Annotated in this window: 13 protein-coding genes and 1 pseudogene; 13 read left to right on the top strand and 1 reads right to left on the bottom strand. The window is 40.0% G+C overall.

Annotated elements, in window-relative coordinates; all coding sequences use genetic code 11:
- Window positions 1–3: 3 nt before the first annotated feature.
- From ABUA31_RS05260 to ABUA31_RS05235, 6 genes are read left to right on the top strand one after another with little or no spacing between them, the layout of a single operon-like run.
- Window positions 4–465, top strand: a complete 462-nt coding sequence (locus ABUA31_RS05260) for a TFIIB-type zinc ribbon-containing protein (protein WP_349093071.1) — start codon at window positions 4–6, stop codon at window positions 463–465.
- On the top strand, window positions 452–1243 hold the full coding sequence (locus ABUA31_RS05255; RefSeq protein WP_349093070.1) for a hypothetical protein: 792 nt from the start codon (window positions 452–454) through the stop codon (window positions 1241–1243). The genes ABUA31_RS05260 and ABUA31_RS05255 overlap by 14 nt, the downstream gene beginning before the upstream one ends.
- A 37-nt stretch (window positions 1244–1280) precedes the next feature.
- Complete coding sequence (locus tag ABUA31_RS05250) at window positions 1281–2828, top strand: RNA-binding domain-containing protein (RefSeq protein ID WP_349093109.1); 1548 nt, start codon at window positions 1281–1283, stop codon at window positions 2826–2828.
- A gap of 6 nt (window positions 2829–2834) precedes the next feature.
- Entirely contained in the window at window positions 2835–5432 is a 2598-nt protein-coding gene (pglZ, locus tag ABUA31_RS05245) for a BREX-1 system phosphatase PglZ type A (protein WP_349093069.1), read from the top strand.
- A 20-nt stretch (window positions 5433–5452) separates the two neighbouring features.
- The gene (brxL, locus tag ABUA31_RS05240) at window positions 5453–7570 is read left to right on the top strand and encodes a protease Lon-related BREX system protein BrxL (protein WP_349093068.1); all 2118 of its coding nucleotides are present in this window, start codon (window positions 5453–5455) and stop codon (window positions 7568–7570) included.
- A 16-nt stretch (window positions 7571–7586) separates the two neighbouring features.
- On the top strand, window positions 7587–10160 hold the full coding sequence (locus ABUA31_RS05235; protein ID WP_349093067.1) for a TrlF family AAA-like ATPase: 2574 nt from the start codon (window positions 7587–7589) through the stop codon (window positions 10158–10160).
- Between the two features lie 215 nt (window positions 10161–10375).
- On the opposite strand, the pseudogene ABUA31_RS05230 reads toward ABUA31_RS05235, so the two are convergent.
- Window positions 10376–10717: pseudogene (locus ABUA31_RS05230) on the bottom strand (helix-turn-helix domain-containing protein); the annotation flags it as partial.
- On the opposite strand from ABUA31_RS05230, the gene ABUA31_RS14380 reads away from it, so the two are divergent.
- The 7 genes from ABUA31_RS14380 (at window position 10699) to ABUA31_RS05205 (ending at window position 17378) form a co-directional block, all read left to right on the top strand.
- Window positions 10699–10902 carry an integrase DNA-binding domain-containing protein gene (locus ABUA31_RS14380; RefSeq protein WP_502879338.1) on the top strand — a complete coding sequence of 68 codons (204 nt, stop codon included), beginning with the start codon at window positions 10699–10701 and terminating at the stop codon, window positions 10900–10902. The pseudogene ABUA31_RS05230 and the gene ABUA31_RS14380 overlap by 19 nt on opposite strands.
- 39 nt (window positions 10903–10941) lie before the next feature.
- On the top strand, window positions 10942–11418 hold the full coding sequence (locus ABUA31_RS14375) for a hypothetical protein (protein WP_502879337.1): 477 nt from the start codon (window positions 10942–10944) through the stop codon (window positions 11416–11418).
- 21 nt (window positions 11419–11439) lie between these two features.
- Window positions 11440–11649, top strand: a complete 210-nt coding sequence (locus ABUA31_RS14370; protein ID WP_502879336.1) for a tyrosine-type recombinase/integrase — start codon at window positions 11440–11442, stop codon at window positions 11647–11649.
- A gap of 263 nt (window positions 11650–11912) precedes the next feature.
- Complete coding sequence (locus ABUA31_RS05220) at window positions 11913–12038, top strand: hypothetical protein (protein ID WP_015534073.1); 126 nt, start codon at window positions 11913–11915, stop codon at window positions 12036–12038.
- A 209-nt stretch (window positions 12039–12247) separates the two neighbouring features.
- Complete coding sequence (locus tag ABUA31_RS05215; RefSeq protein WP_349093065.1) at window positions 12248–14146, top strand: AAA family ATPase; 1899 nt, start codon at window positions 12248–12250, stop codon at window positions 14144–14146.
- Window positions 14147–14161: 15 nt separating this feature from the next.
- Window positions 14162–14863, top strand: a complete 702-nt coding sequence (locus tag ABUA31_RS05210) for an ABC transporter ATP-binding protein (RefSeq protein ID WP_349093064.1) — start codon at window positions 14162–14164, stop codon at window positions 14861–14863.
- Window positions 14826–17378 carry an ABC transporter permease gene (locus ABUA31_RS05205; protein WP_349093063.1) on the top strand — a complete coding sequence of 851 codons (2553 nt, stop codon included), beginning with the start codon at window positions 14826–14828 and terminating at the stop codon, window positions 17376–17378. The genes ABUA31_RS05210 and ABUA31_RS05205 overlap by 38 nt, the downstream gene beginning before the upstream one ends.
- The last annotated feature ends 118 nt before the right edge of the window (window positions 17379–17496 follow it).

Raw genomic sequence — 17496 nt, 5'->3', positions numbered from 1 at the left:
AATATGAGTGATGAAATCAATATGACGATTCCTATTCCTACAGATGATGATGGTTATGTTCTTTTGCAATGCGAACAATGTGGCACATATTTTAAGGCAACTCCTTCTGATTTGGAGGATGACGGGGTGCTTCATATATTTTGTCCAAGTTGTGGCTTAATAAGCGAAAACTATGTTACTGAGGATGTACTTGAACTTGCCATGAAAATGGTGACGAATGCTGTCAATGATATGATTTATAATGAATTCAAAAAAATGGAACGGCATAGCAAAAAAGGAATCATTACATTCAAGGCTGGAAAACGTCCGAAGCATAAAAATGAAGATCCTATTCGTTCAGGAATAGAAGCAATGGAAATTTGTGATTTTCCATGTTGCAAACGTACTGCAAAAATTAAACCATTATTAAAAATGACGGGTGCATATTGCCCATTTTGTGGGGTGAAAAATTATGAAATTGAATAGAAAAGAATTGCGAAAAATTCAATATGATTTTAATAGTTGCTCTAATCGACTACTTCAGGCAAATTATGAAGATTATGCTGATGTGCTTGGGAAATTTGTGAACTACATAGATAGCACTCCGATTATAAGTGATTATATTCATGATTGTGGCAGCTGTGATTGGAATTTAGAGAATGAAGTTAAAGAAGTACAAGGATCCTACGGAAGATTGATTTTTTCATTAGGTGAAACTGATAGCGAAGAAATACGAAATGTGTACGCTGTTTTAAGATATTTGGTAGAAAATAACAGTTCTGTATATCGTGGTGTTGCCATGGGATATTCTTCTTCATCCAAATGGCAAGATAAAATCAAAGGTTTTAATGAACGATTTGTTATGGTGTTGATTCGCCATGTAGAAAGCTATTTAACGAAAATAGGTATTGATATGGGAATAGATGAAAAGAATATTTATAATGTGACAGTGCAAAATGGTCAAGCTATTATTGCAAATGATAATTCATCCGTTACGGCAACTACAAATATTGGGGTCACGGCAAACGATATAGAACAGCTGATTGACGCAGTTAGGACAAAGATGGATACTCTTACATCAGATGAAGATAAAGAAGCAGCATCTGAAAGCTTGGAAGTTATAGAAGCAGAAGTTGTATCTGAAAAGCCAAAGAAATCTATGATAAAGACGGCAATAGCTTCGTTACAAGCTATAAAAGGAACTGTCGAATTTGGATCTGCAGTTGCGGCTTTGATTCAATTTGTTGGACCAATGCTATCGTAACAACAGTTAAAACTGTAAAAGAGAGCGAGGTGTTATGATGACCATAGAAGAAATTCTTGCAGGAGAATCGAAGAATGTGGAGTTCAAAGAGACCCTGCCAGAGAAAAGCATCAAATATATGAAATCTGTGGTTGCCTTTGCAAATGGAACCGGAGGGAAAATCATTTTCGGAATTGCCGATAAAACCAGAGAGGTTGTCGGCTTTGACAAGGAAGATGTGTTCAAGAAAATGGATGCCATTGCAAATGCTGTATCAGACAGCTGTGAACCGGCAATCATCCCGGACATTACATTACAGACGGTTGATGGTAAAACTGTTATTGTGGTAGAGGTTTCTGAGGGTAGACAGCGCCCCTATTATATCAAAGCTCTTGGCAGAGATGGCGGTGTATATGTCCGTGTTGCCGGAACTACCCGCCTTGCCGACGAGTATATGATAAAAGAATTGTTGTTTGAGGGCAGTAACCGCTACTATGATCAGGCTTTGTGTACAGGATTGAATATCACGGATGAAGATATTGATGCTCTCTGCAAAGCTATGAAGGAGCAGGCAATCAAAAACGCACATACTGAGCAACAGAAAGCATCCATTAAAGAGGTTGGCAGACAGCAGCTGCGTTCCTGGGGAATTTTAATTGAACGTGATGGAAAAGATTATCCGTCCAATGCCTTTGCGATTTTGACAGGCAATGGTGGACTTCATGTTGCAACGCAATGTGGTGTGTTCAAAGGTACAACGAAAGCGGTATTTGTTGACCGTAGAGAATATACCGGCCCGCTTTGGGAGCAGATAGATGAAGCATTTCAGTTTGTTCTGAGAAATATTCATCTGGGTGCTACCATTGTGGGAATTTATCGCCAGGATATTTATGAGATTCCACCGGATGCCATTCGTGAGTTGATCATCAATGCTATGGTGCATCGTAGTTATCTGGATCATGGTACAATACAGGTTGCGGTATATGACAACCGATTGGAAATCACTTCTCCAGGAAAGCTGCCAATGGGACAAACGATGGAGCGTATGAAAGAAGGCTATTCTAAAATCAGAAATGAAGCTCTTGCACATGCGTTTGCTTATATGAACCTGATCGAGCATTGGGGAAGCGGTATTCCGAGAATTATAGACAAAGTAAAAGCTGCCGGACTGCAGGAGCCGGAGTTTATTGGTGGCGAAGTTGATTTGCGTATTAATATTTATCGAGGTCAGGTTGACGGCACTGTTGACCTCAATGACCTCAATAAAGCCATTAAAGTGCCGGATACTATTGATAAAATGCCAGATAGTGGCAATGAAGTGCCGGATAAAACAGAAAAAGTGCCAGATACTATGAAAAAAATGCCGGATAGTGACAATGAAGTGCCAGATACGACAGAGAAAATGCCGGATAGTGAACAGGAACAACAAATCTATAAATATGTATTGGAAAATGGCTCTATTACTACTGCTGAAACAGTAGAGATTTTAGATGTAAAACATCGTAGAGCCAGAGCTGTCTTGCTGAATATGGTTAAGGACGGTTATTTGAGAAAAGAGGGTGCGGCACGAAGCACTATTTATGTAAAAAATATGGAAGGGAGATAATGCAGCATGGATACAGACAAAGTAATACAGGACTTGAACCGCAGGTTTGCTGCACCTCTGCCTGAGTTTTACCAGCGTCGTATCATTTTCTGGTACGATGAAGATAAGGAATTTGAGGATAAACTGGATGAAGTGGTTCTGGAAAATGCAAAGGTCATTGCTCTGACTGGCAATAATGCGTTTTCTGTGAAGAAACTACTTTCGATAGATGATCTGACCACAAATTATTTGGTTTACAGTCCGTGTGTCTATAACCGCCCTGATGATAACTGGCTTATGGATGTGGAGCTTTACAGCGAAGAGTTTCGGGCAGATCTGATTTCTATCTGGATGGATGAGATGGGACTTATATCAAATCCGGCAATGAGGAAACAGGTTAAAAATTATCGTGCTTACTTCAATGCGAAAGACCGTCGTTTGAAAGTTAGTACACAGAATAAAGTTCCGGAAACACCGGCACAGTTACACATGGCTGTCATGGCGGCAATCTGTGGATTGAAAGATGCACAGCCTAATATGATTCTCCGTAGTGTGTTCCGTGCCGGACTGGATTTGAAGAACAATACTGTTTATCAGGATTTCATAAAATATCATGCTGACGGTGCATTTTGGGCAATGGTTCGCCAGGGCTGTGGATTTGTGGAGGAAGAACCAGACCTCGGACTGCTGGCAATTCATTTGCTGTTGACCGCCGCTACCCGTACCATGCGGCAGGAATATCTTGCCGGACTGGATGGCTTCATTTCCATGCCGCATCAGGCATATTGCTATGATTTTATTTCGGAATGGCTTCACAGCGAGGATATTCAGCAGTTATACGATGTGGCACGGTATGTTGAAGATGAAGCCCGACTGCACCAGCGGTTTGAAAAGCTGACGGTAGAGGACTTGGTAGGAACAGAGTGCTTTCCGTGTATTAATGAAGTGATTCTGACAAAGATAATGACAGAAATCAGTGACCATATCATTGATGTGGATACCATTACGAATACCGTTGAAAAACGGAGAACTTGCGTATGGTATGAGCCATTTGAGAATTTTTATGACGGTATCTTACAAGTGGCGAATATGCAAAGTTTCTTTAAGGAACATTCTGCCGGATTCCATACCGCAGAAGCGAAAAGTATCTGGAAAGAATATACAGAGAGTTACTATCAGATGGACACTTATTACCGTTTGTTCCATCTTAGTTTTCAAAAGAGTTTGGAGACTTCCAATATTCTGCTAGATGATCTATTCAAGCACGTTGTTGATAAAGTGGAAGGACTCTATAATCATTGGTTCTTAGGTGAGTTGGGCAACAACTGGTCAGATGTATGTGCGGATGAACTGGCAACTTACGGTAAAGTTCTGGGAGTACCGCAACAGGAGGATTTTTACCGTTCCCGTATTCAAACCTCGGATACGAAAGTATTTGTAATTATCTCAGATGCCATGCGTTATGAAGTGGCAGCTACGATGGCAGATCAGCTTCAGCGAGAAACGCAAAGTAAGGTTTCGATCAGCAGTATGCAGAGTATCTTCCCTTCTACTACAAAGTTTGGTATGGCAGCTTTGTTGCCGCACAAAGAACTGACAGTAGAGGTTCGGAACGATATTTTGACGGTTTTGGCAGATGGACAGTCTACGGCAAGTACTTATAGGGATAAGGTTCTGAAAACAGAAGATTCGGCAAGCGTGGCTTTAAAGTATAATGACATCATTGCTATGAAACGAGCGGAAAGAAGTGCTTTGGTAAAAGGTATGGATGTGGTCTATATTTACCACGATACCATAGATGAAGCCAGCCACACTTCGGATACTGCTGTTTTTGCTGCGTGTGACAAGGCGATTTCAGAATTGAAGAACCTTGTGCGTATTATTGTAAATGAATTTGGTGGAACGAATATTCTAATTACGGCAGATCATGGATTCCTTTATACATATAGTCCGCTGACAGAGGATGACAAGGTAGATAAGACCAGCTTTAACGGCATGGATGTGGAATATGGCAGACGCTATGCGATCATGCAGAAAGGCGTACAGCCGAACTACCTGTTGCCTGTGAAGTTCCTGGGCGGAAAAACGAAATTTGATGGATTTGCACCGAGAGAAAGTATCCGTATCAAGATGAATGGCGGTGGTATGAATTTTGTGCATGGTGGTATCAGTTTACAGGAAATGGTTGTTCCGGTGATTGAGTATCATTATCTCCGCAATGATTCTATGGAATATAGGCGAAATAAGCAGAAATATGATACCAAGCCGGTAACGGTCAATTTACTGTCCGCAAACCGTAAAATCAGCAATATGATTTTTTCATTGAACTTCTATCAAAAAGATGCGGTCAGTACAAACCGTGAAGCTGCAACCTATCAGGTTTACTTTACAGATGAGGACGGCAAGCAGATTAGTGATATTCAGAAGATTATTGCAGATAAGACCAGCGATAACGGTGCAGAAAGAACTTTCCGTTGTCAGTTTAATCTAAAATCTTTAAAATACAGCAATACCGCTACTTATTATCTGGTAATTGCAGATGAACAGGGATTACAGCTGCCACAGCGGGAGCCATTCCAGATTGACATCGCCTTTGCGGTGGACGAGTTTGATTTTTTTAGTTAATACCGCAGGAGGAGAGAAAGATGGAGCAATTTGCAGAGGGTGAAAGTACCCGCGAAGAAATAAAGAACAAGCTCCGTCAGAACTTTGACGGTAAGATTGTTCGGAAAGACCTGACAAAGAAAATTAAAGAAGGGGCGAATGTCCCAGTGTATGTTCTTGAGTTCTTGTTGGGACAGTATTGCAGTTCAGATGATGAGACTGTTATAGAGAAAGGCGTACAGAATGTGAAGCGTATTCTTGCTGACAACTTTGTACGCCCGGATGAATCACAGAAGATTCTGTCTCAGTTGCGTAAAAAAGGTAGCCACACGATCATTGATATGGTGACTGTTCGACTGGATATGAAAAAGGATTGCTTTTTTGCAGAGTTTTCTAATTTGGGCGTTGGTAATGTACCAATTGCCGACGAATATCCGGAAAAATTTGATCGCCTGCTCTGTGGCGGTATCTGGTGTATTGTTCAGCTGGATTATGAGGTTGAAGGCGACAATAATTTTGGTATTGAGGACATTGATGGAAATCTACTTCGTTCCAAACAGAAAAAGCAGAAAGATATTTCACCAATCAGTATCCGTAAGTTGACACCGATCCAGATGCCGCACATTGATATTGATGAGCTGAAGCAGGGACGAAAAGTATTTACTAAAGATGAATGGCTGGATATTCTTCTCCGTTCTATCGGTATGGAGCCGGATGAATTTACATACCGTGAGAAATGGTTGCTCTTGACCCGTATGATTCCATTAGTTGAGAATAACTTTAATCTTTGTGAGCTTGGACCGAGAAGCACTGGTAAATCTCATCTTTACAAAGAGATTTCACCAAACAGTATTTTGATTTCCGGTGGACAGACGACGGTTGCAAACCTGTTTTACAATATGGGACGCAAAACGGTCGGACTGGTCGGCTTATGGGACTGTGTAGCCTTTGATGAAGTGGCAGGTATCAAGTTTAAAGATAAAGATGGCATTCAGATTATGAAGGATTACATGGCATCCGGCTCTTTTGCCCGTGGCAAAGAAGAAAAAGCTGCTACTGCGTCCATGGTATTTGTGGGAAATATCAATCAGAGTGTGGACGTGCTGTTGAAAACATCCAGTCTGTTTGCACCTTTCCCGCAGGAAATGGGAACAGATACAGCATTTCTTGATCGTATGCACTGTTATCTTCCAGGATGGGAGATACCGAAGTTCAGACCGGAACATTTTACTAATGATTATGGTTTTATCAGTGACTATTTAGCAGAGTTCATCCGAGAACTTCGCAAGGAGCAATATGGAGATGCACTTGACCACTACTTCCGCTTGGGGAGAAATCTGAATCAGCGTGATACAATTGCGGTTCGTCGTATGATAGACGGTTATCTGAAGTTGATGTATCCAAATGGTGAGTTTACCAAAGAAGAACTGGAAGAAATTATTCAGATTGCATTGGAAATGCGTCGCCGTGTCAAGGAGCAATTGAAGAAGCTGGGCGGTATGGAATTTTATGATGTAAACTTTTCTTATATAGATCTAGAAGATATGTCAGAACATTATGTTTCCGTACCAGAACAGGGTGGAGGTAAGCTGATACCGGATGGAATGTGTAATCCGGGACAGGTTTATACCGTATCCAGAGGAAAAAGTGGCATGATTGGTGTATTTCGTTTGGAAAGCCAGATGCTTCCAGGCAATGGCAAAATTGAACGGACTGGCTTAGGTAGCGATTCTAAATGCAAGGAAGCTGTGAACACGGCATTTAATTATCTGAAAGCCAACGGCAATCGGATCAGTGGCTCTATCAGCACCTCAACCAAGGATTACATCATCAATTATCAGGATTTGCAGGGTATCGGTATGACAGACAAATTGGCACTTCCAACATTGATTGCACTTTGTTCGATTGCCCTTGGAAAGCCTGTTGTCAGCAACTTGGCAGTGTTGGGAGATATAACAATTAGTGGCACAATGATAAAGGTGGATGAACTTGCAAACACGCTTCAAGTGTGCCTGGATAGCGGTGCAAAGAAGGTGCTGATTCCGAGTACCTCATTTGTTGATTTCGCAAGTGTTCCAGCTGATCTGATGAGTGCATTTCAGCTGATTCCGTATCAGAGTGCGGAAGATGCAGTGTTTAAGGCATTAGGGGTAGAGTAATATAAGGAGGGATAAAATGTTTGAATCAGGACTTGAATTTTTAAGGGCAGATTTTCATCTGCATACACAAAAAGATAAAGAATTTTCATATAGTGGTGAACCAAATGATTTTGTGAAATCATATATTTCGGCATTGAAACAAGCTAATATTTCTGTTGGAGTTATTACCAATCATAATAAATTTGACAAAGATGAATATAAAGCCTTAAAAAGGGCAGCAAGCAAAGAAAAAATATTTATATTACCTGGTGTGGAATTGACTGTTAAAGAGGGAGCTAATGGTATACATACTCTTATAGTTTTTAATCCTGATGAATGGTTAGAAAATGGTAATAATCACATTCAAACATTTTTAACAGCCGCATTTGCAACAATATCTAATCCTGAAAATAGAAATACAAAATGTTGTTACGATTTAAAAAGCACATTGGAAAAACTGGAGGAGTATGGAAAAGATTATTTTGTAATATTTGCCCATGTTGATCAAGGCAGTGGTTTGTTTAACGAATGTGGAGGCGGTCTTTTAGAATCGCTCTCAGGGCTTGCTCCGTTTAGAAAGCGAGTTTTAGGAATACAAAAATCGAGGACAAGGGATAATATAAATAAATTTAATCGTTGTTTTGGATATATTCCAGCTCTTATAGAGGGATCGGATCCTAAATCATTGAAAGATATTGGAAAAGGCGATAAACAAACATATTTAAAAATCGGAGAATATTCATATGCGGCGATTAAATTTGCATTACAGGACTATAAAAGTAGAGTTGCTGAATCATTACCGGAAAGAAGACATGGGTATATTGAATCTATAAGTTTTCAAGGCGGAAAATTTGATGGACAGACTATTAGATTTTCATCAGAGCTTAATTCGTTAATTGGAATTCGCGGAAGTGGAAAGTCGTCTGTGCTTGAAGCAATTCGTTATATATTTGATTTACCGTTGCAAACAGATAAAGAATATAAAGAATCACTGATAAAAAATATTTTTGGCTCAGGAGGAAAAGCAACATTATCTGTTGTTGATAAACATGGCAAACATTATATTGTTAGTCGTATATACGGAGAACAGAGTAATGTTATAGATGAAAATGGACTTGACTTAAATATACAACCGTCAAGCTTGTTTGATGGAATTCAATATTTTGGGCAAAAAGATCTATCAAATAGTGCTGATCATGAAAATGGTCTTCTTGAGAAATTGGTTGGTGGAAAAATAGGGAAAAGTGCAGAAATAACATCTTGTGTGAAGGAGTTGACAACATCGGTTTCTCAATTATTAGATGCGAATAAAATTCCAGAGCAGATTGAGGAATGCAAAATTAAAAAATCTGAAGTCGAGCATAAAATGTCTATTTACAAGGAAAAAGGCGTTGCAGAAAAATTAAAAAAACAAACTGGATACACAACAGATAAAGCAAAGTTAGATTCTGTAAAAGGACGAATTGATTCGGCAGTACGAGAATTAAAAAAGTGTTATGATAATAATAAAGATGTGACTTTAAGCCTGCAGGGCGTGGAAAGTATTTATAATTCTGATATTATAAAGAAGGCAAGTGATATTTTAAGTGCAATTGGAAATGAAATTTTAAAAATTGGAGAGGCCGTCACGCAGATAGAAAGTACATCGTTAGAATTTGCAGATGTAGTGGAAATGTTATCGAAAAAAATAGATGGATTATCTGATGAATTTGCTGAAATAAAAAGAGAAATCAAAGATGATACGTTAGATATTGATGGATTTGTCAAAATGACAGAAGAACTGGAAAAATGTAAAGAGAATTTAAAGCAACTAGATGAACGGGCTAAATCCAAAAAACAAATAGAAAGTGCATTCAAGAAAGCAATGCGTGAAAGAAATGATATATTGTTAGAACAATTCAATGCATATAAACTTGAAATTCAGAAAATTAATGAATCACAAAATGAATTAAAAATCACTATTGATTTTAAAGGTGACAGAGATAATTTTAAATCACAGATGAAGACTGATTTTAGGGGCTCAGGTATTTCTGAAATAAAATATCAATCCTTATGTGACACGTTTAGAGATTATGTGGAGCTTATAGAAGACTGGATATTATGTGATGGTATGAAAATCAAGGAAATTATTTCATCCTCAGAATATACAAAGCTTGATAAAAAATTGCAAGATCAGTATGCGGATCTTCTGAAGAATCAGGTTTCCAATAATGTTGAAATATATTATCATGACAAATTATTACGACACCATTCAATAGGGCAGCGTGCGTCAGCTCTTATATTGTTTATACTCATGCAGTCTGATAATGATATTATTCTTATAGATCAGCCAGAAGATGATTTGGATAATAAAATTATTTACGATGAAGTAATTACAGCAATTGCGAAAAAGAAACAAGATATACAATTTATTTTTGCTACGCATAATGCTAACATTCCTGTGCTGGGTGATGCTGAAAGAATTTTTGTCGTTGAATATCAAGATACAACGATTGACATATCACAAGGGAATATTGACCTGAAATCTACACATAAGCAAATTGTAGATATTATGGAAGGTGGAGAGGAAGCATTTGATAAAAGGCAATTAATTTATACTTCATGGAAATAGGTTGCATAGATGATCAGATTAAAAAATCAAGTACAAACAAATAAGTATATTCCATCTTGGGCGTAATTTAAGTTTCGCTAAGTTTCACTCATATAGGTGTCTGAGGAAAATTTAATAGGAAAAACATGAAAAAAGCACTGAAAACCGTTGGATTATTGGTTTCACAGTGCTTTTTCTTTTACTAAAGAGAAAAAAAGCAGTGAATTTAAGTTTTGCTAAGTTTCACTGAGTTCTGATTTTGCAGAGCGCCATTGTTTCTTAGGTTCAAACTCTCCGCATCCATCACAGGTATAAGGCCAGTTGAGTTTCCATTCAAAATATTCATCTCTGGTAATCTTACCGGATTTCAGCTCATCCATCCGAACTACCCATTCTTTCAGAAAATCATTCAGAACCCCATAATCAAACCACATACAGACAGGTGCATGAGCCGGCCAGTTATCATTGTCATGGTAGTAAACGGAAGTGTCTGCTGCTTCATTGCATTTTTCACCGGGAAATTTCCGAGAAAGAAACAGATGCAGGGCAGATGGATTAAATTCATCCAGCCAGAAAAGATAATAGAGGCAGAAATTTAAAAACAGTTGAATACCAGCGTCCGGATGGACGTTATGAGTATCGCTACAAGGATGAAATTACCGGAAAGCGTAATTCGGTTTATGCAGCTGATCTGGCGAGTCTGCGAGAAATGGAAAAGAAGATCAATAAGGATATGGATGATCTGCTTATTACAGACGCATAAGTCAAGAAGCTGACTGTAAATACGTTGTTTGAGCGATACATGGCAACAAAGAATATCAAGGAAAGAACGAAAAAGAATTATATCCGTATGTGGGACTATCGGATACGAAATACTTCGGGAAACATTCGTGTTGTGGATTTTAAGACATCTCACGTAAGGACGTTCTTTTCCGCATTGTTAGATGAAGGACTGGCACACAGCGCGATCAAAGGTCTTTATGGTTTATTGAATCCAAGTTTTGAACTGGCAGTGGAAGATGGGATTATCCGTAAGAATCCGGTAACAGGAACTCTTGGAGATTATGGGGCTCCGGCAAAAGAGAAAGAAGCGCTGACACTGGAACAGCAGGAAAAACTTCTGAAGTTTGTGGAACAGAGTAATGTAGAGATTGGTGGACGCAGTGGATTCATCTTCAATACAAAGCATGGACGTCCGATCATGCCGGCGGGAGTGAACAGCTTTCTGAAAAATATTGTCAATGCCTATAATAAGAAAGAAAGCAAACTGGCAGAATAAGAGAAGCGAGAGCCGGAGCTGATGCCTCCTATTTCATCGCATACCCTTCGTCATACGGGATGTACCAGACTGGGTGAGAATAATGTCAATCCCAAAGTTATGCAGTATGTGATGGGCCATTCAGATGCACAGATCACAATGAATGTCTACAATCATATTGCAGAGAAGTCTCACATGGAGAATGAGATGTCTAAAATGAACCTGCCAGAAACTGTACCTGCTGTGGTATAAACCATAAGTCGTTGTCGTAAAAATGTGGTCAAACCAAGAAAATTGAGTGCGAAAGCAAGTGAAAAATCCCTGTGAAGCCCATAAAATAAGGGCTTCACAAATTAATTAGCACTCAATACTTGACATTGCTAATAAAGAGAACTATAACATAGTCAAAGATAAGAAAAGGATAGCACAACCGGTGGTGCACATGACCGTTTGACATATGCACTGCAGATTTCTGTTATATAACATTTTAGGAAAACAGAAAGGAAGTGTTCAAAATGGATAAAAACCCAAAGCATCCATTGAAGAAAAAGAAAGTAGTTCAGAAGGTATATGCGACAGCAAATCATAACGCTGCAGCAGCTGAAGAACCAGCTACACCAAAGTCAAAAAAGCATAAGTAGTGATATGAGATGAAAGTCCCCCGTATCTGCGAAAGGCAGGTATGGGGGATTTTTTTATAAATTGCGGATTTGTACGGCTACATATCCGCAATTTATAAAAACATCCGCAATATATCAATTGCACTTTGATATATTGCGGATAATATTGTATAATATGCGTAATAAGGAGATATAGAATATAGAGGTGATGTTTGCCAGGATGTTGTCATATGATTGGAGATGTGAAAATGAAAAGTTGTAAGCAGATAGCGCGGGAGTGGAATTTGTCAGAACGGACCATAAATGATCTGTGTAAAAAAGGCAAGATAAGTGGCGCGATAAAAAGTGGAAGAAGATGGCAGATCCCAGATAATGCGGTAAGACCAGAGGATGGCAGAGTTTCCAATAGAAGGTACATAAAGAAAAAAGATACTTGTGAAAAGAAATCATTACCAATTGGTATTTCAGATTATGTAAGGGCACAGTCGGAGTATTATTATGTTGATAAAACTATGCTGATAAAGGAGTTTCTAGACAGAAAACCGCTGGTATCATTATTTACTAGACCCAGGAGATTTGGAAAAACTTTAAACATGGATATGTTAAGAGTGTTTTTTGAGATATCAGATGATGACACCTCCAGATATTTTAAGGATAAAGCAATCTGGAAGTGCGGTGAAGAATACCAATCTCATCAGGGAAAATATCCTGTTATATTTCTTACTTTTAAAGATGTGAAATTCGATACATGGGAGGCTACAATTGGAAAGATAAGAGGGCTTGTCCAGGAGGAGTATGGAAGGCATCAGGAGATTATAGACAGTGATAAGATATCGGCCTATGAAAAAAAATACTTTGAGAAAATGCTCGATGGAACGGCAAATGAGGTAGAACTTACGTCTGCGCTTGATAAATTGTCCAAAATGCTGGATGCTTATTATGGTAAAGCACCTGTAATCATTATTGATGAATACGATACACCGATACAGGAGGGGTACGCAAAGGACTTCTATGAAGAGATTATAGGATTTATGAGAAATTTCTTTTCGGGAGCATTTAAGGATAATAAGAATCTTTCATTTGGCTTTCTGATAGGTATTCTTAGGATTGCGCAGGAAAGCATATTTAGTGGACTTAACAATCTTACTGTCAATTCTGTTATGGATGATGAGTATGACAGGTATTTTGGATTTACCAGTGAAGAAGTAGAAACTATGCTTGGGTATTATGGTGTGCCTGAAAAGAAAGCAGAACTCGCGGAATGGTATGATGGATATTTGTTTGGAAACGAAGAAATATATAATCCTTGGTCGGTTATTAATTATATTTCCAGAGACTGTAAACCTCAGGCGTATTGGGTAAATACTGGAAAAAATGAAATACTTGACGATGTTTTGAAAAACGCCACAGATGATATTTCTGAAAGTTTATATTCATTATTACAGGGGAAAAGGGTCATTGCGAAAATTGATCAGAATGTTGTATACAGATCACTGGCAGAGGATCCGGCAAATATCTACAGTTTGTTGCTGGTGGCAGGATACTTGAAAACTCCTCAAAAAGAACTCCAGGCAGACGGCTCATATCTATGTGAGGTTTCTATTCCGAATAAAGAGATAGCGGCGGTCTATAAAAGCGAAATTTTGTCACATTTGCTGCAGGTCGGTGCAATCACCCGGACAACTGCTAATAAAATAGCTGAAAGTCTGTATGCCAATGATTTCGTAAAATTGGAGCATGCAATAGGCGAGTATATGGATGAGGCAATAAGCTTTTATGATGCTGGGGCGGAAGGATTCTATCACGGATTAGTTCTTGGGCTTATAGCTATGATGGATAATCAGTATAAGATCAAATCCAACCGGGAGTCAGGTGATGGAAGATATGACATATGCATGTTCCCAAGGGGTGAAAGATATCCAGGTATAATAATGGAACTTAAGTGGAAGAAGAATCTGGGAAAAGATGCGCTTGACAAATTGGCCGATGAAGCTCTGTATCAGATTAGTGACAGAAGATATGATGTTCAGATGGCAAGGGATGGAATCAAAAAGATATTGAAGATAGGCATAGCTTTTTCGGGGAAAAGCGTATGTGTGGAAAGCGAAAACAGTAATATATCTATATAGAAAGGATGGTGCAGGATGAGTTACGTAGAATTTCGAGATGTAAAGAAAGTATACAAGACAGGTGAGGTGGAGATCAATGCTCTCCGCGATGTGAATTTTGAGATAGAAAAGGGAGAGTTCTGCGTCATAGTCGGAGCCTCCGGTGCGGGCAAGACTACTATCTTGAATATACTTGGCGGTATGGACACTCTGACAAGCGGCAGCGTGAAGCTGGATGGCAGAGAGATATCAACTCTGAATAAGAGACAGCTCACGGCATACAGAAGGTATGATGTGGGATTCGTGTTCCAGTTCTACAATCTGGTACAGAACCTCACAGCACTTGAGAACGTGGAGCTGGCGGCACAGATCTGTAAGGAACCGCTGGATGCTGCAACGGTTCTGAAGCAGGTGGGACTTGAGGATCGTATGGCGAACTTCCCGGCACAGCTCTCAGGTGGTGAGCAGCAGAGAGTTGCCATAGCAAGGGCGCTTGCAAAGAATCCAAAGCTTCTGCTCTGTGATGAGCCGACCGGAGCTCTGGATTACAACACAGGCAAGGCTGTGTTGAAGCTCCTTCAGGATACATGCAGAAATACGGGAACGACAGTTATAGTCATAACGCACAACCAGGCACTCACAGCCATGGCGGACAGAGTCATCACGGTTAAGAGCGGAACTGTGGAGAAAGTGGTTATGAATGATAACATCAGGAACGTTGAAGATCTGGAATGGTAGGTGGCCTATGAAATCAATGATGAGACGCACGACATTTCGTGAGATAAAAAATACATTTGGAAGATTTGCAGCCATCATGGCGATCATAGCCCTGGGCGTGGGATTCTTCTCGGGTCTCAAGATGACGAAGCCGGACATGATGAATACCATATCGAATTTCCTTGACAAGGGAAATTTCTATGATCTGCATCTTCTGTCAACTCTTGGATATACGGATGATGACGTGGATTCATTTGCCGGGGAGAAGGATGTGCTGTACGCTGAGGGCGGTTATAGTCTGGACGTCCTATACAAGAACCAGGGTGAAAATGACAGGGTGTTGAAGACTATGTCAGTTCCGGAAAACATCAATAAACTGAGTCTTGTGGACGGACGCATGCCGGAAAAGGAAGATGAATGTGTTGTAGATGCCAAGATGGACAGTATAAAGATAGGTGATGTCATAGAGGTGGCAGATGACGATGCAGCAGAAGGTGAGGACAGCAGTACACAGGATATCCTTAAGGTGAAGAAATTCACCGTTGTCGGAACTGTCAACTCCCCTCTTTATATTAATTTTGAAAGAGGCACCACAACCCTTGGAAATGGTAAGATTGCGGGCTTTGTATATGTCAGCCCTGAAGCATTTGACAGCGAATGCTACACCGATGTATATGTGAAATTTGACAGAAAGTTTGATATGTATGCCGATGAGTATGAAGACTATATAGACGACAGGAAGGACGAATGGGAGTCAATATGTAAGACCAGTGTACTGGACAGATATAAGGATATCCTCATGGCAAAGGGTATGACGGAGGATATGGTGAAGGACATAACGCTGGATGATGCAGATGGTGTGAATTATTACATACTCGGCAGGGAGACGAATATCGGATATGTCTGCTTTGAGAGCGATTCAGACATAGTGAATGGAGTTGCAAAGGTATTTCCGGTATTCTTCATATTGGTTGCCGTGCTCGTGTGTATGACTACCATGAACAGGATGGTTGAGGAGCAGCGATCTATGATAGGTATGCTGAAGGCTCTAGGCTATGGCAAGGCGGCGATCATGGGAAAATATATGATCTATTCGGGAACTGCGGCTGTAGTAGGATGTGCAGGTGGATATCTTATAGGTACATATGTATTTCCGGAGGTTATCTGGTATGCATATCATATGATGTATATACATATGCCGCTTGAGAGAACCACAGACTGGACGCTGGTTATTGGCGTGCTGGCAGCATCCCTTTTGTGCACTGTAGGTACAACTTGGTTTTCCTGTAGATACGAGCTTTCTGAGACTGCGGCAAGTCTTATGAGGCCTAAGGCTCCGAAGCCGGGCAAGAGGGTGTTCCTTGAGCATATACCATTTATATGGAAGAGACTGAAATTTCTGAGAAAGGTAAGTGTCAGAAATGTATTCAGATATAAAAAGCGTTTTTTTATGATGATAATAGGAATAAGCGGCTGTACTGCGCTGCTGCTCACAGGCTTTGGAATAAATGATTCCATAAGCGGATTTGCGGACAATCAATATGGGGAGATACAGGTCGGAGATGGAGTGATAACGCTGAATACATCGATTGCGGGTGATAGAGAAGATGAGCGCTTCAGTAGTCTGAAAGACCGGCTGGAGGAGGATACCTCCTGCTATGATCTCGTCAGTGAATCTACCTGGGATCTGGTTCATGATGGCGGCGTAAAGTCCGTGAACATGGTCATCATGGAAGAACCTGAGCACGTTGACAGGTATATGAAGTTTGCGGATAAAGATGGTGCGGAGATAGAATATCCGGGCAAAGGGGAAGCTGTGATCAATACTGCGCTGGCAGAACAGTACGACATCAAAACGGGCGATATAATAATGGTCAGAGACAGCGAGATGAAAGAGATAAGAGTCTCCGTATCAGGCATATTCAGGAATCATGTATACAACTATGTGTATATATCACCTGAAACATATGAGGATCAGATGGGGGAAGCACCTCAGTACAAATCGGTGTACTTCAATCTTGAGGAAGGCGCAGATTCGCACGAGATATCTGCTGATCTTATGGGTGATGCAGCAACAGCATCAGTGACTATCAACAAGGATATGAAGAACAGGATATCTAAGATGATGGAGAGTCTGAATTATATAGTAATTGTAGTTATACTCTCGGCGGGTGCGCTTGCATTTATCGTTCTCTACAACCTGACAAATATCAATATCACAGAGCGAATCAGGGAGATAGCAACCATAAAGGTTCTGGGATTTTTCAAAAACGAGACTTCAGATTATGTGTTCAGGGAGAACAGAGTCCTGACGACATTCGGGATCGCTGTGGGACTTGTGCTTGGAGTGTTTTTGCATGCATTTGTCATAGGACAGATCAAGGTGGATATGGTCGCATTTGATACATATATAGCGCCGATGAGCTATGTGTACAGTATCGTTCTGACATTTGTGTTCAATTTCCTTGTCAACAGAGTCATGTCAGTCAAGCTTGATAAGATAAATATGGCGGAATCGCTTAAGTCGGTGGAATGATCCTTTCATATATGGCATGTAACAGAATAGTTTAGATGTTTATTACGATCCACAGGGCGTACAGTATAGACGGTACGTTCTGTGGATTTTTTTGCAAAAAAGTTGTTTTTACCTCCTG

The organism is Coprococcus sp. RTP31081st1_H1_RTP31081_211007 (genome assembly GCF_040227275.1).
GTDB lineage: Bacteria > Bacillota > Clostridia > Lachnospirales > Lachnospiraceae > Coprococcus > Coprococcus aceti.
Note: the sequence above shows the minus strand (reverse complement) of the source record. Positions and strands in the feature narration are given on the sequence as shown.